Annotated in this window: 15 protein-coding genes, 1 other RNA gene and 1 pseudogene; 4 read left to right on the top strand and 13 right to left on the bottom strand. The window is 34.3% G+C overall.

Annotation, left to right across the window (positions count from 1 at the left end):
* The 3 genes and pseudogenes from WFZ85_RS11080 to ssrA form a co-directional block, all read left to right on the top strand.
* Positions 1 to 105, top strand: a pseudogene (locus WFZ85_RS11080) (IS982 family transposase); the annotation flags it as partial.
* Positions 106 to 308: 203 nt separating this feature from the next.
* Positions 309 to 1,085 (top strand): polysaccharide deacetylase family protein, encoded by a 777-nt coding sequence (locus WFZ85_RS11075; protein ID WP_342696355.1) that lies wholly within the window; start codon positions 309 to 311, stop codon positions 1,083 to 1,085.
* A 466-nt stretch (positions 1,086 to 1,551) separates the two neighbouring features.
* Positions 1,552 to 1,950: a transfer-messenger RNA gene (gene ssrA / locus WFZ85_RS11070) on the top strand.
* Between the two features lie 93 nt (positions 1,951 to 2,043).
* Here the strand turns inward: ssrA and WFZ85_RS11065 are convergent.
* Positions 2,044 to 2,844, bottom strand: a complete 801-nt coding sequence (locus WFZ85_RS11065) for an endonuclease/exonuclease/phosphatase family protein (RefSeq protein ID WP_342696359.1) — start codon at positions 2,842 to 2,844, stop codon at positions 2,044 to 2,046.
* A gap of 171 nt (positions 2,845 to 3,015) precedes the next feature.
* Here WFZ85_RS11065 and WFZ85_RS11060 point away from each other — a divergent pair, with 171 nt between their 5' ends.
* The gene (locus WFZ85_RS11060) at positions 3,016 to 3,750 is read left to right on the top strand and encodes a hypothetical protein (protein WP_342696354.1); all 735 of its coding nucleotides are present in this window, start codon (positions 3,016 to 3,018) and stop codon (positions 3,748 to 3,750) included.
* 214 nt (positions 3,751 to 3,964) lie between these two features.
* Here WFZ85_RS11060 and WFZ85_RS11055 read toward each other — a convergent pair whose 3' ends face one another.
* The 12 genes from WFZ85_RS11055 to WFZ85_RS11000 form a co-directional block, all read right to left on the bottom strand.
* Positions 3,965 to 4,996 carry a PorP/SprF family type IX secretion system membrane protein gene (locus WFZ85_RS11055; RefSeq protein WP_342696353.1) on the bottom strand — a complete coding sequence of 344 codons (1,032 nt, stop codon included), beginning with the start codon at positions 4,994 to 4,996 and terminating at the stop codon, positions 3,965 to 3,967.
* 12 nt (positions 4,997 to 5,008) lie between these two features.
* Positions 5,009 to 13,108, bottom strand: coding sequence for a PKD domain-containing protein (locus WFZ85_RS11050; RefSeq protein ID WP_342696352.1), 8,100 nt, complete (start codon positions 13,106 to 13,108; stop codon positions 5,009 to 5,011).
* Positions 13,109 to 13,493: 385 nt separating this feature from the next.
* On the bottom strand, positions 13,494 to 13,880 hold the full coding sequence (locus WFZ85_RS11045) for a hypothetical protein (protein ID WP_342696351.1): 387 nt from the start codon (positions 13,878 to 13,880) through the stop codon (positions 13,494 to 13,496).
* A 244-nt stretch (positions 13,881 to 14,124) separates the two neighbouring features.
* Positions 14,125 to 14,607, bottom strand: a complete 483-nt coding sequence (locus tag WFZ85_RS11040) for a hypothetical protein (protein WP_342696350.1) — start codon at positions 14,605 to 14,607, stop codon at positions 14,125 to 14,127.
* A 621-nt stretch (positions 14,608 to 15,228) separates the two neighbouring features.
* A complete protein-coding gene (locus WFZ85_RS11035) occupies positions 15,229 to 18,615 on the bottom strand; it encodes an SNF2-related protein (protein ID WP_342696349.1) in 3,387 nt (1,128 codons plus the stop codon).
* Positions 18,608 to 20,062, bottom strand: coding sequence for an EH signature domain-containing protein (locus WFZ85_RS11030; protein WP_342696348.1), 1,455 nt, complete (start codon positions 20,060 to 20,062; stop codon positions 18,608 to 18,610). The genes WFZ85_RS11035 and WFZ85_RS11030 overlap by 8 nt, the downstream gene beginning before the upstream one ends.
* The gene (locus WFZ85_RS11025) at positions 20,059 to 21,588 is read right to left on the bottom strand and encodes a hypothetical protein (protein ID WP_342696347.1); all 1,530 of its coding nucleotides are present in this window, start codon (positions 21,586 to 21,588) and stop codon (positions 20,059 to 20,061) included. The genes WFZ85_RS11030 and WFZ85_RS11025 overlap by 4 nt, the downstream gene beginning before the upstream one ends.
* Before the next feature lie 2 nt (positions 21,589 to 21,590).
* Positions 21,591 to 22,307, bottom strand: a complete 717-nt coding sequence (locus WFZ85_RS11020) for an OmpA/MotB family protein (protein ID WP_342696346.1) — start codon at positions 22,305 to 22,307, stop codon at positions 21,591 to 21,593.
* Between the two features lie 364 nt (positions 22,308 to 22,671).
* Positions 22,672 to 23,472 carry a hypothetical protein gene (locus WFZ85_RS11015; RefSeq protein WP_342696345.1) on the bottom strand — a complete coding sequence of 267 codons (801 nt, stop codon included), beginning with the start codon at positions 23,470 to 23,472 and terminating at the stop codon, positions 22,672 to 22,674.
* Positions 23,473 to 23,511: 39 nt separating this feature from the next.
* Positions 23,512 to 23,778, bottom strand: a complete 267-nt coding sequence (locus WFZ85_RS11010) for a hypothetical protein (RefSeq protein WP_342696344.1) — start codon at positions 23,776 to 23,778, stop codon at positions 23,512 to 23,514.
* Between the two features lie 186 nt (positions 23,779 to 23,964).
* Positions 23,965 to 24,630 carry a response regulator gene (locus tag WFZ85_RS11005; protein WP_342696343.1) on the bottom strand — a complete coding sequence of 222 codons (666 nt, stop codon included), beginning with the start codon at positions 24,628 to 24,630 and terminating at the stop codon, positions 23,965 to 23,967.
* A gap of 5 nt (positions 24,631 to 24,635) precedes the next feature.
* Entirely contained in the window at positions 24,636 to 26,282 is a 1,647-nt protein-coding gene (locus tag WFZ85_RS11000) for a tetratricopeptide repeat-containing sensor histidine kinase (RefSeq protein WP_342696342.1), read from the bottom strand.
* Between the last annotated feature and the right edge of the window lie 43 nt (positions 26,283 to 26,325).

Here is a 26,325-nt window from a genome sequence, read left to right as displayed (position 1 = left end):
AAAACAAGAATATTAGCAAAAATTACAGCATTAACTTTAGTTCAATATATCAATAAATTCATCTTTGATAGACCAATAAATAATATTAAAAATCAAATAATTTAATTACACCCAACGGGTTAATATAGTTATTGAAGGGATTGAAAGGGTGTTTGGTGGGTTGTGGAAAAAAAAATTATATATTTGAAGTAAATACGCTACTGAGTAGCAACAATCTACCTAGTTTTGGGTGTATATGCGCTACTTTGTAGCGGGTATATACAAGTTGGCAGCAACCTTTGAGCTACACGAAACGAAAAAAAACTAATTTGAAAACAAAAAAATACCTTTTATTATTTTTAACCATAATGTTATTTTCTTGTAGTGAAAATGACGACATTCCAAATCAACAATCAAATTTACAATCTGGTGTCGTAATTTCATTTGATGATGATTATGTAGACGAATGGTTTGAAGTAAATAATATTTTACAATCATATGATTGGAAAGCAACATTTTTTGTAACTAGATTTAATCAATTATCGACATCTGAAATCCAAAAGCTGAAAGACTTAAAAAGTCTCGGACACGAGATTGGCGGACACGGTTTAAATCATTTAAACGCACGTAATTTTATAACGGCAAATGGAACGGCTGAATATTTAAATCAAGAAATTATTCCAATGAAAACTTTAATGAATAATAATGATTTATCAACTACATCATTTGCTTATCCATATGGCGCTCGAAATACAACAACCGATAATTTACTGCTCAACCATTTTGAAATAGTTCGCGGAACGACATATGGAAGCGCAAATCCAGCTTCTCAAATTTGTTTTTACAATTACAATAATCTTGTATTTGGTTTGGGAATTGACAAAAATTATTCACATTTTAGTAATCAGTATTTTTTATCACTTTTAGAATACGCAAAAAACAATAATAAAATCGTAATATTTTATGCTCACAAACCAGTTCCAAGCTTTCAAAACAATTATGAAACGGAATACCAAACTTTGATTGAAATTTGTAACTATGTAAAAACTAATAATATGAAATTCTACAAGATATCCGAATTATTCAATCTACAAAATAGTATATAAAACGACAACAGAAAAAAGAAAGGCATCTGCCAACACACGTTTGGCGCAATTGCGAATTTTGTAGTAAATACACGTTTACTTTTCGCAAGAAATTTTATCTTTAACGGAAAATAAACGTTTACGAAGCTCGCAACTTAGCAAAGCCGCGAAACGTCAGGCTGTGAAAAAACTCCTTTTTCTCTACTGTTTTACTTTTTAAAACTGCTATAAACGGGTTTTAAGCCATGCTGATTTTTAATTTACTTTAATTTGTTTTATAGAGAATTGAGGCTAAAAACAGTAAAACAAAAAACCAATACTCGTTTTTTGAAGTATCCTCTCAAAACTAAAGATAATTGCCAACAAGGAACCAAATACTTGACTTAACCTTTTAAATAACCTATCTTTGTAGCACGTTTAAAGTGAAAATTATTTCAAAACAAAGAAGTGTACCACTTTAAACAGCATACCAATTACTCAAAAAAATGGGGTCGACTGGTTTTGACAGCAAGTCGAATTGAACGGTAAGCACGCCGAGCATTGTACTTTTTTGCTCGTAAATCCAAAGGTACAAAAACATAAACGGCGAAGGAAACTACGCTCTTGCTGCATAATCTGAATTATAGTAAGATTAGCCTCGTCCTACAAGGTAGGAAAGCAGGATTTACCTCGAAAGCCTTGGTTTGTGGCGGTCGATATAGGTAAATCGTAAAAACGAACCTAAGAACAGTACTGCTTTGAAACTGTTACGAAAATTAAAGAAGCTAAGTGTTTTGTGGCTGTTTCTGGCCTTGCAAAACATCGAAAACTCAATCAGGAAATAAGCGTGTAGAAAGCCCTTTAGTTGCTTGTTTGGACCCGAGTTCGATTCTCGGCGACTCCACAGTAAAAGTGGACAATTCTCATTTCACGGGGAATTGTCCCTTTTTTTTTTGAATTCGCAGTCAAAACATTTGCCTCCACGGAAAATAACCCGATGTCAATTTAACGAAAAAGTAACCCAAACCGGAATGTGATCAGAAATGGTCCTCGCCTCTTGTAGTGTCTTGAAATTTTTATAAAAATGGAGTACGCCACCCTCAATGACGGTCACTTTTTGATTGTACCAAATGGTATCAAACTCCGAAGAAAGGCAGTTGTTGTTGACACACTCTTTTTTGAGCGACGTTTTTTGATTTTTTAGAACACTTTGATAGCCCATTTCTTTCAGCGGATTGAAAACGGTATGCGATTGTGGGCAGTTAAAATCGCCGACGAAAAGTATATTCAGGTTGGGGTATTGCGCGGGTAAAAACTTGAAGTATTTGATTTCGGTTTCGGGTTGGCGCGACTTGGTGATGGCATGAAAATTAGCCAAAGTGAACTGCTTGTTCTTGTATTCAAAAGTAGCATAATAGGGTTCTCTGTCTATTTCTAAATGGTACTTGCTTTCTAACCACGCCTTGCCTACTCTTTTCACTTTACTGGTTTTCCAAATAAAGGCATAACGTTCCGTTTTATAGGCACTACTGCTGGTTGGGTCGCTCACTATGTAATCCCATTTGCTGCCTTTTCTATTCAATACATCGGCTAGTTGGGCCACGGCTTGTGCACCGCCATAGCCTGCCACTACTTCTTGCAGCGCGACCACGTCATATTCTTGAATAGTATTAGCGATAAAGGCAATGGCGCTATCCGATTTTGATTTGCCGAGGTTTTCCACATTCCAGGACAGGACTTTGACTTGAGCATTGGTTAGCGAAACTAGAATTAGTAGCAGCAGTGTCAGTAAGGATTTCATTCTGTTCATTGGCATATTGGTTACTAATTTACAATAATTATTCGGTGTGTCTCCATTGTTAAACCTTTCTTTTATTACTATTTTATACTATATATAATTAACATATATATCATACATAGACTTCATATATATTTAGTATCTTTGCTTTTAATTCTTTTAAAACGTTGGTTTATGGCAAAGCAAGTTGGTATTATACCGTTGATTGGTACTATTGATGGGATCAATTTTTATATGCGCAAGGGTAAGCCTGTTGCTCGAAAAGCAGGTGGCGGATTTACAGGCAAGGCGATTAAAAATAGCACCAATATGGAACGAGTTAGGGAAAATAACAGTGAGTTTGGACATTGTTCGCGGGTTAAAAAAATATTTAAAGATAGTTTGTTTCCTTTTTTGGGTAAGCAACGCAATGAGGAGTTGCAGGGTCGATTGATGCAATTGTTTATTGGAATTAAGAATGCTGATTTGACTTCTGAACGTGGACAACGTCAAGTGGGTTTGGGTTTGCAACATACTGATGGAAAAGATTTACTTGTTGGATTTTGCTTTACGTCTTTTAATTTACCTACTGAAACCGGTTTTTATGATGCTATTAGTTCAACTTATACTTTTAGTGATTTTAGCACCAAAGGTTTGAAGTTTCTTACTGGTGCAACTCACTTGGAGTTGCAACTTGGCATTGTTGTTTTGGATCTAGACCAGATGAAAGCTACTCTTTTTAGGAGTGATGTTGTTCGTGTGGCAAAAAATGCTCCTCCGCAAGCCATTAGCTTTACTGCTGCTGTGCCCAATGATGCCAATGGTTTTCAGATAGCAGTTTTACACTACCGTTATTTGCAGGATGTAAATGGTGCTTTTTATGGTTTTCAAGAGTTGAAAGGTTTTGGGTTGAAGGTTGTTGGAGGTTAGGGTTTGGTTCACGAAAATCATGTTATAATTGGTATTAGTAATTTTGTTTGACACTGATTTTTACTGAATGCATGTTTAATAAATATAGTACTGTGAAAATTGTTGTTGTGAATTTGGGAGACTTTTTTAAACATTGGTTTAAAGCAAAGATTGGGTGGTTAAACTTTTTTTTTAAAAGAAATGCATACTTGTAAACCAAAAAATTCTATATGATTTACATTTTTTGATAACCCGCTTCCCCATTTCGTTTTAGTTTGACTTTGTAATTGTCGCAACGGTCGCAACGATAACTGGATTGCCAAGTAAGAGAAAATTCGTGGACACCTTGTGTATTTCCTATCCGTGAGGTGTTCCAATCATACGAATATCCGAATGTGAATTCACTAGATTTGAAAGATAGAACAGGATTTAATGACGTTACCATATGGCTACTTGAGGTACGTCCTTCTGGATTGATTGCAGCAATAATACCAAAACTAAAACGACTATAATCCATAACTGTTCCGATATCTAAGCGATTATATTGTCCTTGTCGCATGTAATTACCTGTAATCAGCAAATTTGTTCCTTCGGGAATTAAAGAAGTTGGCGAATTCAGAAATTCATAAAAATAGCCTCCATGAACTGTTAAAAATAAATCCAATGGAACATTTGCATTTTCTCTAAATGAAATATCTGGTCTATTTAAATGCTTTACAGCAACACCAAACCAAGCGTTTTCTTGGTCCATAACAAATCCCGCTGAAAAATCCGCAAAATTAATATTATTGCTATAATCCATTACACCTGGATCAATACTTCCCGGATTAATAGCTCCTGTATTTATATTAATTTGATCTTCCAGTAGAAGGTTGTTAAAATTAAAATCTTTTCTTCCATACCCCGCTTCTAAACCTAATCTAAGTCGCCAATCGTTATCTAAATCAATTCGATATGCGAAAGCTCCGTTGAACTTAAAATAATTGTAACCCGTAAAAACTTCGGTATGATTTAGAACCGATATCCCTACTCCAATTTCGTCACTAACTAAGTTATTTGCAAAACCAAACTGAGTATCAATTCTTCTATTACCATCTGGCCACTGTCTTCTATGAATTACACCTGCATTCCATGTATTAGAAATACCTGTAAATGCTGGATTTAAAGTTTCAGGTACAAGGTAAAATTGGGTGAATATAGGGTCTTGCGCATGACTTTTGTTTATAATCAACGAAAAAACCATTACTAAAATAAATTTAAATTTCATCTGATTTTGGCGTTACTTGATTAAAACAAATGTTTGATTTTCATTTACTATCGTTCCATAAAACGTTTCCGCTTTTACTTTACTGTAATAGTTTCCATTTTCGGCATTGAACCCTTTAATTGTGCCATCCCAGCCAATTAAAACATCTCCTTTTTCTGAGTAAATTAATGAACCCCAAGTATCGTATATGTCTAACTGTACATCTTTTAATCTTTTTGTAACTGGACGATAAGTGTCATTTAACGTGTCTCTGTTTGGAGTAAAAGCTGTTGGTACAACTAACAAATATCCTTTTTCAACTACTAAAGATATTGTTTGAACATATATACATCCAAATGGATAAGTAACTGTTTGTGTAACAATATAATCTCTTGGTATTTGATATGTATGAACGGGATTTAATTCGGTTGAAAATGTCCCATCCCCAAAGTCCCATCGTACTGATAAGTAGTCTCCTGTAATTGTACTGTTAAATTGTATTGGATCTCCAATAGAATAAATACCATAGGTAGCATAGCCGAAAGAGGTTGCTTCAAAAGAGGCATTACCAATTACAGGGTTATCTACGTCTACAGTATAATTAGCCGTACAACTAGCGCTATCTGTTACAGTTAAAATTACTGTACCATTTACAGTTGAATTCATTATTTGATTGTTTGCGCCACTTACAGTTCCACTTGACCACTGGTACTGATAAGGAGGAATACCGCCACTAGCTTGTGCTACAAAGTTTTGAGTTACTTCACGTGTTGCACAGTCAAAATCAGTTTGAGTTGTAACTGCTATTTGAATTGGTGCTGGCCTTACTAAGTTATATTGCCCTGTAATTACACAATTATTTGAGTCGGTCACTGTTACAAAATAATTACCAGCATTCAAATTAGACAAGTCTTCTGTAGTTGCGCCGTTTGACCAAGTATAAGTGAATGGACTTGTACCACCAGATACAATCAAGTTTATGGAACCATTATTGGCAGTATTACAATCAAGAGGATTTGTAGTAGTAGCTGCAAGCACCAATGCTTGAGGTTGTATTATCGTAAATGTCCTTACAATAAAACAAGGTGTGCCATCTGAAATTGTGGCTGTATAGGTGCCTGGAGGTAAATTGTTTCTTATCAATCCTGCAGTGCTGCCATCACTCCACGTCAATGCTACCGGTGCAATGCCACCAGTTAAATTTAGGTTGATGCTTCCATTATTTGCACCAAAACAAGTTACGTTTGTTACTATTGGATTTACAGTAAATAGTGGTGCTTCTGGAATGATTATATTTTGCACTTTACTACATCCTACATTATCTGTGACTGTAATTGTATAGGTTCCAGCAGATAAGTTTGTTTGGTTTAAAGTAGTAGCTAAATTATTCCATTGGAATTGATACGGAGCGTTTCCACCAGATATTGTTGCTGTTATTGAGGCATTATTTGCACCAAAACAGGTAATTGGTGTAGTAGTGAAATTCACAATAATTTCACTAGATTGTGTGATAACAACGGTCAAGTTTTTAGAACATCCTTGATCATCTGTAACAGAGAGATTGTATGTGCCTGCAATAATTGAGTTTAAATTTTGATTGCTACTGATAAAACCATTTGGTCCAGTCCAAGCATACGTATAATCTAATGCACTAGGGTTTGGAGTTCCTCCTACTATATTTACTGTAATAGCTCCAGTTGCCGCACCAAAACACAATACGTTGGTTTGACTAACTAAACTTACTACCAAAAGTGGTGGCTCTGTTATAGTAAAAGTTGCAGTTTTTGGTCCACAATTATTTGCATCTGTAACGGATACTTCATAAGCTCCTGGCGCGAGACCTGAAACATCTTGGGTAGTAGCAAATGGAATATTATCTTTTGTCCAAGTATAAAAATAATCGCCTGTTCCACCAGTTATACTAATATTGATGCTTCCATTGTTACTTCCAAAACAAGTACTATCACTTTCACTATCCACTGTAATTACAATATCAGCAGGTTCAATAATAGTATAGGAGTTTGAAAATGGACAACCTCCAAGATCATCGATAGTGACATTGTATAAACCAGGCAATAAATTAGCAATACTAGTCGTAGCAGCAGTAAATCCATTTGGTCCTGTCCAATTTATTGTATAGGGAGGAATTCCACCCGTGATATTGGTAGTAATAGAAGCAGTATTGACACCAAAACAAGTATTGTTATTAGTAACTACATTTGGATTAATAGCAGGATTTATAGTTACAGTAACGGTAAAGTTATCCCCAGTACATACACCCGAAATTGGCGTAACTGTGTAAGTAACTGTTGCAGGACTAGTAGTAGAATTTACTAATGTCTGACTTATATTGGTTTGAGGTGTGTTTTGAGCTGATGCGCCTGTTATGGAACCCGCTGGAGATATAGTTGGATTAGACCAAGTGTAAGTTGTCCCAAGCGGTATAATATTTCCCGAAGCAGTATTTGGAGTAATGGTAAAAGTAGTACTGCTGCAAATGGTAGTTGTTTCTGGCGCTATAACGGGATTTGGATTAATGGTTACTTCGGCGGGATTGGATACAATCAATGAGCAAGAACCTGATATAGCGGAAAAAGTAACTTCACAGTAATAAAATGTTGTCCCAGTTGAAGTGGCTGGTGGATTATAAGTTGCATTTGTTGCCCCAGAAATTAAAGTTCCACCAGTATTAGCACTACTAGTGTTGGAATACCATTGATAATTTGGTGTTCCAACTCCATTTAAATAACTCACGCTAAGTAATGTTGGATTGTTCCCTAAACAAACTGTACTAGATGAAGGATTATTTAATATTATTGGTGCTATATTTACATTAACCTCAGAAATTTCACTACTTACATTACAACCAATTCCATTTGGTTGTGTGATTTCGCAATAGTAATAGATTGTTCCAGCATTACTTGTTGAAGGCGTATAAGTATCAGTTACTGCTCCATTAATCAATGTTCCTCCACTTGTGCTATTACTTGTATTACTATACCATTGATAGGAATAAGTTCCAATACCACCAGATGCTACTACTGTTAAAGCAGATGCCGTTGCATTTTGACAAAGTGTTTGTGTCGCAATTGGCTGTGTTGAAACAATAGGATCACTAACTACTACAATTTCAGCTACAGCACTTGTTACACTTCCACACCCACTTCCGCTAAAACTTATAATTACATAATAGTAGTAAGTTCCTGAAACTGTATATACTGGTGGTAGATAAGATGGTGAGTTTGTTCCGACAGCTGTTCCTCCTGTCGTAGAACTGCTTGTATTGCTATACCACTGATAGGTTGGAGTTCCAGTTCCATTAATATAAGTTACAGTCAACGGATTTTGAATTGTACCGCCAACACATATTGATTGCGTTGGTAAAGGTTGAATATCAATGGTGCTTTGTGGATTTATTGTTACTATTGCGACATTTGTAGTAACACTTGAACAGCTTCCTATTAAATCCGGAAAAGTAATTACACAGTAATAGTAAAAAATTCCTGTTGTTGTTGAAGGTGGAATATAGGTTGGATTTGTCTCATTTGGAATGATTGATCCCCCAGTATTTGAATTTAAACTATTTGAATACCATTGATAGGTTGGAGTTCCAACTCCATTTGAATAAGTAAAAAATAAGGTTGTTGGTGTACCATTTTGACAAACGGTACTAGAGCTAGGTTGATTTACTATGGTTGGCGAAGTATTTATTATTACGGTCACTGAATTACTATTTACAGAACACGCAACACCCGATTGAGTTATTGAGCAATAATAATAAAATGTTCCAACGCTATTTGTTGGTGGAGTGAAACTAGAAGAATTTGTTCCAACAGGAGTTCCTCCTATATTTGTAGAAGTTGTAGTTCTAAACCATTGATAAGAAATAGTACCGATTCCACCAGAAACAGTAACGGTCAAATTTGTTGGTGTTTCGTTTTGACAAAGTGATTGTGTCGCAATTGGCTGTGTTGAAACAATAGGATCACTAACTACTACAATTTCAGCTACAGCACTTGTTACACTTCCACACCCACTTCCGCTAAAACTAATAATTACATAATAGTAGTAAGTTCCAGAAACTGTATATACTGATGGTAGATAAGAAGGTGAATTTGTTCCGACAGCTGTTCCTCCTGTCGTAGAACTGCTTGTATTGCTATACCATTGATAGGTTGGAGTTCCAGTTCCATTAATATAAGTTACAGTCAACGGATTTTGAATTGTACCGCCAACACATATTGATTGCGTTGGAGTGGGTGGAACATCTATTAATGGTGCAGCAGTAACTGTTACTGTTGCTGATTGTGAAATTGTATTTAAACAAGAAGTTGCATTAGAATCCTGAACATTGATTAAATTATAGGTAAAAATTCCCAAAACATTTGTTGGAGCATTTATGGAAATACTATTTCCTGATGTTGTTGAAATTGTTTGATTGGAACCATTATTTATAGTGTAAGTAAAAATATAAGGTGGGTTTCCTGCTGAACCAGTAAATGTGATTAATGGATTAGAAGCATTTAAACAAACGTCTACTGTGCCAGAAATCAAACCTGTTGGGCTTGGATTAACAGTTATTGTAAAAGTTTGACTTATTCCGCCACAATTAACGCCAGTATTAGTATAAGTTGGAGTAACTGTAATCGTTGCAATTAGTGGTGTTGAACCAGTATTATTTGCTGTAAAAGTTGGAATATTTCCATTACCACTTGCTGCTAAACCAATACTTATGTTTGAATTAGTCCAAGAATAGGTTGTAATTCCTCCAGGATTATTAGTTGAAAAAACAATAGATGGTATAGAATTTCCGTTACAAACTTCAATATTATTTATACTATTAACTTGAGCCGATGGATTAACCGTAATTGTAAATGTTTGTGTTACTCCACTACAAACTAAACTTCCATTTGTAAACGAGGGTGTAACTGATATGGTAGCTGTAACAGGAACTAAACCAGTATTTACCGCCATAAAAGTCGGTATGTTGCCAGTACCCGATGCAATTAAACCTATACTTGGTGTATCATTTGTCCAGCTGTACGATGTTGTTCCACCAGTGTTTGCACTGCTAAAAGATATACTCGGCAAACTACTTCCATTACATATAATTTTATCTGTTGTTGCATTCACATTGGCATTTGGCGAAACCGTAATTGTAAATTGTTTTGTACTACCAGTACAAGAAGTAGCGCCAACCAGATAAGATGGTGTAACTATAATAGTTGCTGTTAAAACACTGTTTCCCGTATTTATAGCTGTAAAAGCGGGAATATCGCCTGTGCCAGTCGCACTTAATCCAATTGCGGTGTTTGAATTTGTCCATGTATAACTAGTAGTTCCACTCGTGTTCAATGTAGAAAAAGTGGTGGTTGGAACAATATTTCCGTTACATACAGAAATTGAAGGTGGTTGATTAACTTGAGCTGATGGATTTATCGTAATTGTAAATGTTTTTGAAGTTCCCGTACAAATAGAACTCCCATTATTATATGTTGGAATTACATTAATTGTGGCTACCAATGGAGTACTAGTTGAATTAGTAGCTGTAAAACTTATGTTTCCAGTTCCTGTTGCTGCTAAACCAATAGCTACGGTATCATTTGTCCAATTATAAATAGTAGTTCCACCACTATTTGATGTTGAAAAAGGTATTGAAACAACTTCTCCATTACATTTTATTAAATTGCTTGGTTGATTTACTTCTCCAGTTGGATTAACCGTAATGGTAAATGTTTTTGGAACACCACTACAAGTAGCACTACCTCCAGAAAAAGAGGGAGTTACTATTATTGTTGCAAGTATTGGAGAGTTAGTGGTGTTAACTGCTATAAACGATGGAACATTTCCATTACCCGAAGCCGCAAGACCAATTGACGGTGTTGAATTAGTCCATGAGAATGTTGTGCCACTTGGATTAGTTGTTGTAAAATTTACGGCAGATGTTGTTGCTCCATTGCAAACAGAAACATCGATAGGTTGATTGACTTGTGCGGCAGGATTTACTGTAACTATAACTGTAAAAGTAGCTCCCGAACAAGTTCCAATTTTTGGTGTTATAGTATAAGTGGCTGTTTGAACACTTGAAGTTGAGTTGTTCAATGTCCCACTTATGACGGTTTGATTTGTTCCTGATACTCCGCCTGTCATTCCACCAGTTACTATTGGTATTGGCCAAGAATATGTTGTTCCTACGGGTATTGTATTTCCAGCGGTGGAATTTGATGGTGATACTGAAAAAGCTACACCGCCACACACAGTTATGGTTTCATTTTGAACTGTTGGAGCAGATTGCACTGCAAAACTATTACTTACAGCTGTTGCTGTTCCACATTCATTAGTTACAGCAAGGGATACAGTATAATTTCCAGCTATAGCATAAGTTACTGATGGAGCTGTTTGGGATGTTGCTGATGATGGAGTTCCTCCGGGAAAACTCCACAAATAAGTTGGAGTTGTATTAGTACATGGACTCACATTTACAATAGGTGTTAAAGAAACACTTTGGCAAAAATCAGCAATGTTAGTTATGGCAACCGTTGGTGGTTTTTTGACAGTTACTGTTTGCGTTGTGGTAGTACTTCCACACGAGTTAGTAACCGTTAATCTAATCAAATAGGTTCCTGGCTCAGTGAAATTATAAGATGCGTTTTGGGTTGTTTGATTTGGAATAGTAGGTATGGTTGTTCCGCAAAACGCAGGTGTATGAGTCACTGCCCAAAGATAAGTTGGAGTTGCACATTGATTAGCCAAATTGGTATTATTAGTTGCCGTTACTGATACTGGAGTACAACCAGTGGTTGTGTTTAAAGTGAATTGAGGGGTTACTGTTGATTGAACGCAAATTGTCTTTATTTCAGTGTCAACTCCGCACTTATTCCCTGTTTTCATTGTTATGGTATATATTCCCGGTGTATTAAAAACTAAGCACAAATTATCTGAACCTGAAAGCCATAAACTGTAATCTGTTGAAGAAAAATCATTTCCTAATATACCTGATGCAATTGAAAATCCAGTCGATGGGCTAATTGACCAGACTATTGATGGACTTGAGCAACTATTACTAATTACCTGATTTCCCTGCGATGTGTTTGTTAAACATACTTGTGTATTAAGACATGCTGTTGGTGGAGAATTAAAATTTGCTTGAGGGTTTGCTGAAACATATATCGGTACAACTCCAACAGAAGATGTACTGCAGGGATTAGTTGCAACAATATTTGCAGAAAATGAATTGGGATAAGAATTACTTCCATCAGAGCTAGTAGTACCACATGATGAACTTGTAAATAGATGTGTGACGCTTGCTGGCGGCGGATGATTAAATACTTGAGGTGTAGAATTATCATTAAATGTAACTGTATATGTTGTTCCCGGTGGGTTGTTAGTTGTACCTGTTATTGGAAAAGTTAGTGAATTCGAATTACAAATATCGGTATTCCCTGGATTACCTAGTGATACCGCAGGATTAGAACCTACGAATACCACAAACGTTCTAGTTATTGAACAACCACTATTTGCATTTATTGTGTAAGTTAAAAACCAAAGTCCTATTTGATATGTATGAGTTAAACTTGTCCAAGTTGTACCTGTGAAATTAGGAGAACCATCTCCCCAATTAATAGTATAATTGGTATTTATTGCTGTAGTTGTTGATGTATTTGTAAAAGTTAATGTTGAAGCTGTGTTACTGCAAACCCTGAATACAGGAAAAACTCCGAAAGTAGAACCTGAACCAGTACCACCCATGTTAGCATTTGGCTGTGGATTAATAGTCACAACTTCGCTTCCAGTAACATTTACCGGATTACTTGGAGCTAGCGAGTCTGCCACACTCACCAAAGTATAGGTAAAAGTTCCTGCGGTACCAGTCGGAACAGCAACGGTAACAGAATTATTAGTTCCAGTTGTTGAAATCGTTTGATTGCCCACAACACCCGTAACCGTGTAAGTAAACGTATAAGGCGCTGTGCCACCACTTCCTGTAAAGGTTATCAAAGGACTTGCTGCGTTTTGACACACTGTAGTTGCGCCTGTTATTGTAGCTGATGGAAGTAGCGCAATCTTTTTCTCATTAGCCAATCCTAAATTTTGAAGCAATAAAATCAGGAATAGTAAGTAACTATGTTTCATTTAGTTATTGAATTTATGTTTTTATTATATAATACGTATACCGCAATAGTTGATTAGTTATAAAATGTAAGCTGAAGAATACCAGTAATTTATTTACTAACCTATTCAAACAACACCAGCTTCAATTTTTTAACGTTAGGAATTGAAGAAATTGCTAACTGATGGCAAACTTAAAACCAATAATTCAATATATTTTACGGGAAACCGTAATACCTACGTTTTTTTTGTGATTATCATCTATAGTGTCGGCAGATTTGGCAGTACCAAGGCTTTGGTTTGTTGATTTTTAACGGTTTAGGGTTCGGTGTACTTAAAACATATCTGAGTTTACCATTGAAATCCTGTTGAAAAAAGATTTTTATCGAATACCAATACATTAAAGCGGTTACATGAAAATTGGTGCAACAAAGCCGAGAAACTTCGCAAAACTGACACAATAGATAACCTCGTCGAGGAAGCAAATAACCTCGACGGCGAAGTAAATAACCTCGACGGCGAAGTAAATAACCTCGACGAGCAAGTTAAAAACCTCTTTGAGCAAGCAAAAAACCTCTTTGAGCAAGTTAAAAACCTCTTCGAGCAAGCAAAAAACCTCTTTGAGCAAGTAAATATCCTCTTTGAACAGGCAAATATCCTCTTCGAACAGGCAAATAACCTCTTTGAGCAAGCAAAAAACCTCTTTGAGCAAGTTAAAAACCTCTTCGAACAGGCAAATATCCTCTTCGAACAGGCAAATAACCTCTTTGAGCAAGCAAAAAACCTCTTTGAGCAAGTTAAAAACCTCTTCGAACAGGCAAATAACCTCTTCGAAGAGGCAAAAAGCCTCTTATTAAGAGCAGTGACCCTTAATTTAAGGAGTAATAGCTTAATTTAAGGAATAAAAGCTTAATTTAAGGAATGAAAGCTTAATTTAAGCAGTGATCGGTTAATTTTTTGATACGATGTTACAAGAGGTGCAAAACAAAAAAATCCCTTTCAGTTTCTACAAAAAGGGACTTATTTTCAAAATAATAAACCTATTTTTTTTCAGGCTCGTCTTTCTTTTTTCTTCTTTTAATAAAGCGTTCCACTAAATCATCATAAATAGGTTTGGCTTGTGCAACACCTCTATTTGCTGCCTCGCGCACCGAACCATAATAAATTAATGCTTCTGCCAAAGCTTCGCTACCGGCTAGCATGCGGGTATCATCCATGTCGCTTGCCAACTGAAACGCAACATTGTGTAGCGGCGTTAATACGCTAGTAATAGTTACATCTTTGTTAAACTCTTCTGTTTGCATATAACTTGGAATAAATTCTGGGTTAGTTTGCACATAAGATTGTACTTTTTGAACCGTGGCTACGGTTTTGTCGCCTTGTTTGAATAAAGTTTGACGTTCTTTTTCGGTTAGTCCAATCATATAGGGCGCTAACACTTCTCTACATTCTTTTAATTTTCGTGTGACTTCATCAATCACAGCTTGTGGAATTTCATCGTTTACTCTGTTGGATAAACTCATCTTTTTTTGTTTTAAGGTTAATAAATCATTTTTATTACCCCAAAATTAAAAAGTGGCATTTGTTTTTTTTTACGGGAATCCGTAACGAGGTTATTTTTTTTTGATTTTTTTTTGCTAAGACTACAGCGCCAATTAAAAAGCCAAGCGCTACAAGCCTTTAGCCACTATCCTTTCTATTTTTTAAAATCCCAGCAGCCCATTTTTGATCCCTACTTATACCTGCTAACTACTAGAAAACAAGTATCATTTTAAATCGAAAAAACGAATACAGCAGCCGAAAGTAGGCACTTTGTGGATTTTTACTCCCCATAATTTCATAGCACCCAAAGAAAATAAAAGACAGAAAAAAAAACAGCTCCGTTTTACGGAAATCCGTAAAGTGGAACTGATTTTTTTTAGTATGGGTTTTGGGTTTTGGAGGTGGTTTTGGTGGGAGGTGGTTGTTTTTATTTGTTTTGGTTTTTTGGTAGGCACGGATTGCAAATCCGCGCCAGCGGGGCAAGACAAGGCACGGATTGCAAATCCGCGCCAGCGGGGAATTATGGGATGGAAAGGTTTCTCGATGGACTTTGGGTGGGTTTATGGGTTCGAGGATTTTAAATATGCTACCAAATGCATTGACTACACCCGTGTCATTCTTTGAGATTCGATTTTGTTAATTTCTTGTATTGTGATGTGATTCATATTAATTAATTCTTCTAAATTTATACGATTTAATAAATTAATATTGTTAGACTTAGCTAATATTTTCGCTGATGAACTGTATTCATTATTTGTTATAGTAAGTAAATTAAACTTCTCATTAAACTTGCTTTCGTAGTAGTTTTTTGCAGTATAAATTTCCTGTATTGCGTCATTTCCTACTAATGACTTTGTCTGTTTAACTTGAATAAGATAGTTTTCTCCATTTTTGAGAACTACAACATCGACACCTTTGTCGTTGGAGTATGGTGTTAAGTAAATTTCAAACCCTTGTTTTTTATAAAGTGCTGCAATACTTGCTTCAAATAAATTAGGATTCAATCTGTCTATGTCCAGTAGAGACAATGACTTTGATATAGTTTCGGTTTTTGTCCCAAATATGTTACCAAATAGTTCGTCAGGTGTTATTTCGGCTTGTTCTGTTGGAAATAGTGTATTACTTGCTAATGCTTTTTTATTATTCAAAAGAGCATCAAGAATTTCGTCAAAAGATTTTAATCTGTTACCGCTTTCATCTTTCATTTCTTCTGGAAAAATAGCCATTGGGTAATACACAAAAACGTCCTTTTTTTGACCTATTCTATATGCTCGGTCTGTTGCTTGCTCTTCCTTTGCAGGATTCCAGTGTCTTGTATAATGTATGATATGGTTTGCTTTGGTTACATTAAGTCCAACGCCCGCTGCAATTGGCGACATAATTATTACATTAAATCCTTCTTCTGATTGAAAACGGTCAATTGTTTGCTGCCTGCTTAATTTTGATTTACCTTCAAGTTGTTTTGTTGTTGGAGTATCTCCATTTATAATGCTCGTAAAGATTCCAAAAGTATCATATACAACTTTTTGCAACATTTTTTGAGTTTCTCTTCTATCAGCAAAAATTATAGCTTTTTCGCACTTAGATTTTATATCACCTAAAACACCTATTGTAGTTTGTAATTTTGAAGAACTTGATATAAGTTCTTCGCTTGAGAAAGTTAAAACTTGACTCTCCAATAAAAACGGATGGTCTGAAATATCTCGGACTGCCCAAAGTGATTTTAGTTTTTGATTTCGTCCAGCAACTCCAGTTAAACTTGTGTCATTTGCCATTTCAATTTCTTGTTTATAACGATCTAATTGAATAGTTGGCATCACTTTTTTTATTCTTGAATTTGAACCGTCGTGTTTGTTTGGTAAATCTTTTGCTACATCAATTTTCAATCTTCTTTTGATAAATACCCCAATGTTATTGCGAAGTTGTTCTGTTAAAGCTTTAATGTCTATACCTTCATCACCTAATGGATTTTGATATTCTTTAGCAAAATCTTTAGCATTACCTAAAAGGCCTGGAACTGCAAAATCCATCAAACACCAAATATCTACCAACGTATTTTCTACTGGTGTACCTGTCATTGCAATTTTAAAATCTGCTTTTAATGCTTTGCTCGCATTAGTTATTTGTGTTCCAGGTGTTTTTATTTTCTGTGCTTCATCTAGTGCTATAATTGCAAAATCTACTAGTCCTAAACTAATTTGATATGACCTTACGGTTTCATAATTTGTTAAAATGATTTGTTTAAATTGAAGACACCTTGCATCTTGTTGATTTTGAATATGATTATTTTCTTTGGTTAATGAAACAGAACCATATAGTTTGAGTAATGGCAAACTTTGCGGGCTAAAAAATTTTTGATATTCGTTTTCCCAATTTTCAAGTAAACTAACTGGAGCAACAATTAAATAAGGTTTATTATCATTGCAATTTTGACAATGCCATTCAATAAAATATAGTAATTGTAATGTTTTACCAAGTCCCATATCATCAGCGAGTAAACCACCTGCAAAATTTTCTTTGAATAAGGATTGTAGCCAAGAAATACCTTCTTTTTGATGGTTCATCAAATTTATACTATTTACTAAATTAGGTATTTCGTAAAAGTTATGTTTTAAATTCTCAGGCAACTCATTTCCGTTACTAAACTCTGTTTCTTCGGCATTTTCTTTTATAATAAGAACATCGGGATTGGTTTTCTCTTCTTTAGGAAGAACAGCGGTATGAGGTTTCTCAAATTGTTTTTTTGCAGATTCAATGAACTGTACAGCATCATCTATAGGTATTTCTATTTCTTCCCATTGAACAGTTTGTTTATTTTCTCTAACCGCTTTTTCCTTTTGTTCTATAAAATCAGAAAGTCTTTCTTGCGATTTAAAATAGATTCTTTTTTCTCCATGTACTTTGTCCTTAACCACTATTCCGGGAATCCATTGCGATTTGTAAGGGCTTGCAAAAGGATAGAACTTTGGACTATACACTCCAATTTCCTTAACTCTGTCGCTATAAAATTGAAGAAAACTTTGTTTGTCTGAATCAGGATAGTCAATAATTTCATCATCGAAAAATTGTTCAGGGTTATCTGAAATTTCCCGTATCTTATTAATGTCAGTTACTTTTCGAATTGCCTTTATGTTGTCAAATTGCCTTTTTCGCTTTAAAAGTTCTTGTAGCTTTTCATTATATTCTACTTCATTGATATCCCTATTGTCTTTAGCCGTATTTAGGTCGTCAATTTCTTTCTGGGAATAAACATATACTCTAGTAGTTTTTCCTTCACTACCATTTACTGGATAAAACTCTTTCACTTTTGATCTATCTATGTCAAAAGTTTTTGTAAAAGAGTAGGGATTAGAAATACCAACGGATGGAATAACCTCTAAAACACCATTATTGAATTCAATGTCTAACTTGATTTTTTCAGGAATAAACAATTCTTGATTACTCAAAAAATGCTCTAACGTTAATCCACTTTCATTGGAAAGGGTTTTTAATTCCGACAGTTTTTTAAGATTAATTAAATTCCCTTTTTGTGAATCAATTAAATTATTGAATTCTACAATAGCTTCACAAATTTTGTATTGATTTTCAGATAATAGATATGGAGTTTCATCGACGTATAAAATTGTTCCATTTCTTTTTGTGTTTAATCTTGTGCCATTAGGACTAAAATCATAAAAACCGTATTTGAATTTAAAAGTATTTTGGCTAAGCACTCCATCAGATTCTATAAATATTTCATACGGATAATTATTAGGTAAATCTAAAATCTGTTTGTCAATATTGCTTAACTTTAAAATTTCTAAACTGTCAACTTCACAGGAATATTCTGTGCAATCAGCCAAACCATTATCTTGTAATTCGTTTAAAATGGCAAGTTGAGATAAAAATTCTAATTGAAGTTCTGCCCAATTTGAAACAGGTATTTTATCCCCTGATTGGTTAAGGAAATAAAATGAAAAATTGTTATTGTCGTATATATATCTAAACATTTATTCCTGCTATATTTTTAAACCAATATTCAAAAACTTGTTCCCAACTTAAATCTCCATCATTATGTCCTAGCCGTCCTTCTATATTAGTAGAAGTAATGCTATAACCTGATCGGTAAACCAACATATTTACGTTGCTATTCCTTAACATATCTATACTTTTTAGTTTATTTATTAATTTTGGTCGTCTTAAGCCATCAATTTTATATGCGTAGAAAGCATAACCGGCATTACTAAATTCTATCAACATATAATCTGCTGTATATAAAATAAAAGCAGATACATTTTTGTTGCTTTCCACAATCTCAAACCTGCTATCCAAATACTCCGCAATATTTTTATTCAACCCTAATTGCTGTTTTACTTGTGCAGAGCCATAAACTTTGAAGGTTACTTTATTTTTAGATGCTATTTTCAACCAAAACTTTTTCCGTCTTACATCATTAATACAGACTCTAAAGAAAATATCAATAAATTGTTTGGCAATCCACTCGTCCAATATATTTCTAGCTTCTACAAGTTCGTTTTTTTCTGCGTCAGTTGCATTTTCAAAAGCTGTCCAATTCGATATATTGCTGGGGTCGCCAATTTGGGTGAATGCAATTTCCTTTAATTTATCTTGTAGAATTGCAAATTGAGGCTGGTTTGCCTTTATAATAATCTTACTAATTAGCCGTTTTGCTGTTTTTTTAATATCATCACTTCCAGTTTGATTTCCTGATTGGTGCGATTTCAAAACATTAATCAAGTCGTCAAAGATCTCAATTATTTTAGGTTCGTTTTTTTGGTAGTATGCCACAATCGATTTTGAAAAATAATCGTATGAAATCCACTTTTCAGGAACACCCAAGTACATTGGCAAAAAAGAAATATTTATATTCTTTAATGCCAATTCGTATCCCAAAATTTCACTTCCATTTTTTATATTGAAGAATCTGTTATTGTTTTTGAATGAATTTATTGAGCTCCTTTTTCCAGTGTAGTTTTCTAATTTCTTAGCAATGAATTGTCCCAATTTCTCTAATGACTTTTGATGTTTAGTTTCCCAATTGCTTAAAAAGCAATCTATCAAGCCAGATAAAAAAGAATCACGCCAATTGTTGTCCATTGCTTCCAAAGCAATTATGAGTTCATTTTCGTTGCTAAAAACAGTCTGTAAGTTTCTTTCGGAGTAAGTTAAAGAATACGTTAAAGTACTAAGTTCTCTTCTGTCTAAAATGACACTATTAGAATTTAAAAACTTTTTAAATTTCCTAAACACACCAGGAATCAACTTTTCATTATCAAATTGAAAAGACATTTCTCCAATTTCATCTTTTATTTTTTGCAATTCCCCAATTCTCAAATCAAGTTGATTTTTTAAAGTAACAGGTATAACACTCTTACTTCGATTATGAAAATCTGATGGTGAAAAATAAAAATTTAATATGTCGTTTATTTTATTCATTTATTCTTAATTCCATCCAATAAATCACCTAAATCATTTATTAAATCCTTGTGTTCTTTGGATGCTCCAGCTAGTGATTCGGCTGTTGATGTTAATGATTTCGTAAATTCCGATAAATATTTTTGTATATTCTCATTGACTGTTTGTTCGTATGATTTTAGACCATCATTTATTTGAACGAATATCCCCTGTAACCCTTTTTCAATTATTTCAAATTTTTGTGCGTAATCTGCCGAAACATCTTTGGCTTTTATTAAGGATTTTTGAATCTCATCTATAGTGCTTGAATTGTTTTGCAAGAACTCATTTGAGTGCTTTGAGAATAGCAATTGAGATTCTCCAAACTTGCTTGATGATGAGTTGATTTCTTGTGAAGCGTTTCTGAAATTTGAGATTGTAGTTGCCAATGCTGCTTGAGCTTCATTTAAATTATTTATACTCCGTGTTACGCCAACAGATAATCCATTCATATTTTCAATACTTGTATTGAATGCGCTCAATAGACTCTCAGAAACCTGTAAGTTCTTAGATTGTTCGCTTAATAATGATTGTTGTCCAGACTGTAAATCTCCAACTTTACTTCTCAATATTTCACCCATATCTTCAACCTGTTTTTTCATGGCATTAGTAGAATCCTCTGATTGAGAAAGCGTTTGTTGAGAAATTTGTTTTACAACATCTTGTAATCCCCTGAAATTTTCATTGAGGTTATCTGTCATATTTTGCAATTTCATTGGAAAGTCGGTTAGGGAACTTCCAGCTTGACCAAGAATTTTCGCTAAGTGTTCCATTTCGTTTTTGGTATCGCCACTTATTGAAGTTTTAAACTCTTCAATCATTTTACCAATAGAAACTTCCAAATTAGAAACTATTCTTTCCATTCCATCACCTGTATTTTCTGATATATTTGATCCTAATTTTTCAATTTCTGTTTTCAAATCTCTAATTTCTGCTACAAGAACCTCATTTGGATTATTTAATATTTGTTCAAATCCTGCTTCAATTGTTAAAGCAAGGTTAGCGGAAAAAGATTGCAAAGCACTAGACTGCTTTTGAGATTCTTTATAGATGTCTCTGAACAGATTACCTGCTTTAATCTTGTTGCCATTATCGTCTGCGGTAGAGAAATCATTTCTTAATTCTTCAATTGATTCAATTAGTTTATTTATAGCAATTGTTTCGTCGCTTAAAACCCCTTTTTCATTTTTGTTTTTTATGAAAGAAATTCGTTTGGAAAAAACAATTGAAAGTGCAATTCCAAAAATTGAAGCAAAAAAAGCAGTTTTCAAACCTTTCAATAATGTAGGAATACTATTTTCTATATCGGTTGGTTCAAAAAACCATAAGCCATAAGCAATTCCTCCAAAAGTTCCTAAAATTCCAATTGTAGTAAACATAGTCGGAATTAAATCCAAGTCATTTTGATTTACTTTTGAATAATCAACTTTTGCTAAATTCAATACTTTAATACCATAAATCAAATATGATATTAATCCTATTGCAATAATTATTTCTACTATGTTCATTATTATTTTATGTTTTTAAGTGCTTCGTTAATAATAGCTTCGCTAGTCGTAACAATTCTAAATTCAACTCGTCTTGATTTGTCATTGTCAATTGGTTGATTGCCACCAAAGGCAATTTTGAAATCTTTATCCACGGTTCGTCCGAATGAAAGACCATTGGCTGTCAGCCAATATTGTAACCTGTCTTTTTTATTTGTTTCAAGATTAATAAAACAATCCTGTTGTCTAAGAAAACCTAGAACATTTCTTGCTCTGTTTTGTGACAACTCCATATTGTCAATGTAGGGGTCGCTTGTTTTGTTAATGGGCTTCGTGTTTGTGTGTCCTTCGATACGGATTTCAGCAATTTTGTCTTTGTATTTATCTTGTAAAACAACCCTTAAATATTTAGGCAGAAATTCTCTTAAAATATTTTGGAATGTAGGAGTAACATCTGATTTTCCTTCATCAAATAAAACTTGTGGATTTGTAAATTTTATTGACAAGTCGTTGTCAAGTTTTAAATTCCATCTTGCAAAATCGCTTTTAAAAGCTTCGTTTAATTCGTTGTATAATGCCACTTTTGATTCTTCGTAGTCCTTGAATATTTGATTTTGTTCCTTTTGTCGCTTTTCCATTAATGCCATATAAGAAATAGACATAAACAGAAAAATTACCATTAGAACCGTCATGAGGTCGGCTAAGGGTATCCAATGGCTTTCTTTTTTTGTTCCTGACATTTATTTCTATTTATTAAATTAGGATTTCAAGTTTAAGTTTGGGCTAAAAACAAAATTATTATAAAGTACTATTTTAATTTTTTTTTGATTTTTCTGTCATAAACACTTTTAATTTTTTATAGGAAGGCAAACTAATTTATATTTTAGTTGATCAGCTTGTTATTCCATAATTATTTTAAATATACGACAAATTTGTTATCTATATTAACTTTCAAACTTCACCTTTTTCTATCCAAAAATACTTTTTTTTATTTAAAGTATACATTACCTAGAATTCAAATGTATTTCTGTGTAACTTCTTTGTTTGCAACCAGAACAGCCGTATGTGTAACTGTCCTGATGCAAACAACCACAAATATATTGTTTAGTATTTCCAGGTGTCGAGTTGTGTTTTGGTATAGGTTACATAAAACTTATCGGGTGCAGCTGTTTTGAATACGTTTTGAATGCCGCCGCCTTTTTGGTTGCAAAACGTTTTTCTTTCTTGGCTGAACGCATCTTTTGAAGCTATGTTTGTTATTTCGGAAACGTAGAAATCGTTGTTGACTTTGTTTGTTTTGTCGCCTTTTGTATAGGTTATAGTATTATAGAACCGAATGGGTGATGCTTGTTCTGTGAATGATTTTGTGCTGGTTTGTCTTGAAGTTGGAAAACGAAGCAAATCACAATCCCTAAAAAGTGTTTGATTTATTTGAAATTCTGAGATTGTTTTCGAGGTCTTTGGTGGTATTGCTACGACTTTGGCTTCGATGGTTTCTACTCCTCTAGTCTTGTTATTGGATAACGTATTAGTTGTATAAGATGCTGATGAAAGCCAACCTAGTTGCGAAAAGCCCACGGTATTGGAGGTTTTTGTAGCCAGATGATCAGTGTCTATGAAAATTCTGTTTTGATAATAGTCATAAGCTCTGTCGTTAATAACATAGAAACTTTGGTCTAATTGAAGGTAGATGGTTTCTGTGGTTTTATTGTAGAATGTAAATCCTGCATTACCGCTTTCTGCCCACAGGTTGTAATTTATTTTGCAATTGGAATCTTCAAATGCGATAGTGTTTCCTTCCGCTTTTACAGTTCGGGATTGGGTTTTGTATACTTGATAATACGTTGAAACTGTATTACAAGATGCGAATAGTACAAGCAATAAAAGAGATGTAATTTTTTTCATGAGATTGTTATTTAAATTAATAGTCAAACTTAGTTAAGCTTATTGAGAATATTTTACGGGAAACCGCAATTGGGTGCTTTTTTTACTTTTTAGTTCATCGTTGGTAGAACGACACGCCGAAAGGCACTCTGGGCAACCGTTTGCTTTTGGATAAGCGGTATTGGCTTTTGTCAAGGCTTCTTCATAGGAATTGAAATAGCCCAGTAATCTTCGACTTAAAAAGTTAGGTACTTTGTCACACTCTGATAAGTGCACTAAATGCTCGCCATTACTATCTGCGGTGGTTTCGATATAGTATAATTTCATGTCTTTTTTTTTGAAATCAAACTTAGTCACCCTTTTTGGAAGTATTTTACGGGAATCCGTAATTGGAGCATTTTTTTTAAATACGAAGTGGAAAATCGCTGGTAACTAGTTGGAAGTTAGAAGTAATAAACTAATAAAAAAAATACAGTATACAACAATACAGTATACAACAACACAAGCTAACTGCTAAATAATACCCAAATCTTTAGCAATTGCAATTAGTTGGACGTTGTTTTTCGCTTTGAAGTAGTCTTTTAGTTTCGCTACTCGCTTTTCGATGGTGGATTTGCTGTTTGGTGTGATGTTCAATTGTTTGAAAAAGGCCTCCATTTCTTCAATAGCAATGCCGTTCGCCAGATGAGAAAGCAACGTAATGTCGTAATCATCTATTTCTTTGGCTGTTTTGTCCTGCAAAGCATAGGAAAGTTCAGGCGATAGAAATATTTTACCATAAAGTAGTGTTTCTATTGCGGTTTTAAGCTGGCTGATGCTGTTTCGCCCCTTTTTTACATAGCCATTGATATGAGCTTCTTCAAAAAGAGTTCTGATGACATAAGGTTTGTCTTCAATAGAATAGACTAGTACGTCTATCTCGGGCTGGATTTCTTTAATGGCTTGAATAAGTGCTTCTCCCGAAGCTAGGGTTACTTTGTGATAGTCCTCTACAAAGGATAAATCGCTAATTAGCAAAGTAAAGGGTTGGTTCTCTTGGAGTGCTTTTTTGAATTTTAGGAGCGCATCATCACAGTATTTTGCGTAGTGTATTTCTTGAACGCCCATTTCTTCAAGGGTTTGTTTTACGGCAATGTTAATGCTGTCAAAATCTTCGGCTATTAGAACTTTCTTATACATACTTTCTATTTTGGAATGGTAATCTTTGCTTTAAAACCTTTTTGGGTTTCGTTCTCAAAAGTAAGCGTTCCTTTGATAGCATGAATACGGTTTTCCGCATTCTGCAAACCTTTTTTTGGAAGCGTTCCTGACGAAATTCCTATTCCATTATCGGTATATTTAATTTCAATGTGTTTTGAAAAATTGTTGAAACTAATAATCACAAGTGTACTTTGACTATGCTTTTTCATGTTAACCATCAATTCTTGCAAAACCCTGTAAATGGCTATTTTAGTTTCTTTTTTGAGTTTGTGCCAGTCGATGGAAGTAGCGCCATTGATAATAACATTTACCTCTTGACTAGTATAATTATGGAGTAAATCGATAAGTAATTTGCTATAGTTTTCGCCAGTGTCTATTGGGCAATTATCGCCCGAAATATTTCGAGTTCGGGTGTATATAGTGTCCAGGTTTTCGAGTAAAGTTTCCTTACTATCTGGGTTATTCAAATCTTGTGTTTCGGCAAAAGTCATGGCTTGAAAAACATCATTTGCTAATTCGTCATGTATTTTTTTGGCAATCCTAGTCTCTGTGGCATAAACAGAACCTTTGAGTTTTTGTCGGTTACGGTAGCGTAGAAATAGTAGCAATAAAACAGCTAAAATAATAACCGTAATAAGGATAACCACAACTAGTTCCTTTTGCGTTTTATGGTGTTCTTTTTCTGCAATAGCTTTTTTTGAGTCGTATTTAATTTTAATAAATTGGTTTTTGGCCGATTGACGCACTTTATAAATACTATCAGTCAATGCAATTTGTTGTAGCGCGAGTTGCTTTGCTGTAGCTGGTTCGCTGCTGGTAATCATAAATTTCAATGCTTCTATTTTATCATCAGGACTATTTACATTTTTAGCAGATTCATAAGCCTTTTTAGCAAATGCCAAGGCGAAAGCTGGGTTGCTATTTTGATGATATTCCGCCATGTGAATATAAGAGGCAATTAATTCAAAATCATTTTTGAGTGCAGTTCTCATTGCTAATGATTTAGTAAGATACGGCAATGCTTTTGGACTGTTGACTTTAAAATAAGCATAACCTAAATTATCCAATACCTTTGCATATTGCTTTTTATCGGCTTGCAAAGAGTCATTGGTAACTATTTTACTTAAGACAGCTATGGCCTTGTTAAATTCTTTTTTTTCTAAATATACATACGCGATATTGTTTTTAACAATAGACTTGTCCAGCTCTTTTAAAGAGTAGTTGTAACATTTATTGAAATACAGCAAAGCTTCCTCATAATTATATTGTTCTAAAAAAGCGAGACCAAGCAGGTTGTAGATAGTGGGAAAGTAAATGGGATTGGTACAATTTTCATAAGCAAGGGTTATGGTCTCTTCACTTCCAGCAAAATCGCAATATTTTTGTTCTATTGAAGCTATTTGCAGCAAGCTATAAACCATTTGTTCCGAACTTTGAGCAACAGATTTTGACTTATGAAAATAATAAAAAGCACTATCATAGCGCTGCTGTTCGACCCAGTTAAATGCTCTATCATTATAACGGTCATATTCCGATTTTGACAAATTCTTCTCTATTTCAAAATCCTTAGTACAGGATTGAAAGACCATGCCAAATAAAAAAATCGGGAAAAGCAACCTTTTGAGTTTCATTTCCCGAAAATATTAATTTAATCTGTAAAGAAATTATTTCTGA

Source organism: Flavobacterium aureirubrum, assembly GCF_038739835.1.
GTDB classification, from domain to species: Bacteria; Bacteroidota; Bacteroidia; order Flavobacteriales; family Flavobacteriaceae; genus Flavobacterium; species Flavobacterium aureirubrum.
The sequence above is the reverse complement of the archived record's forward strand: the minus strand, read 5'-3'. Positions and strand labels throughout refer to the sequence as shown.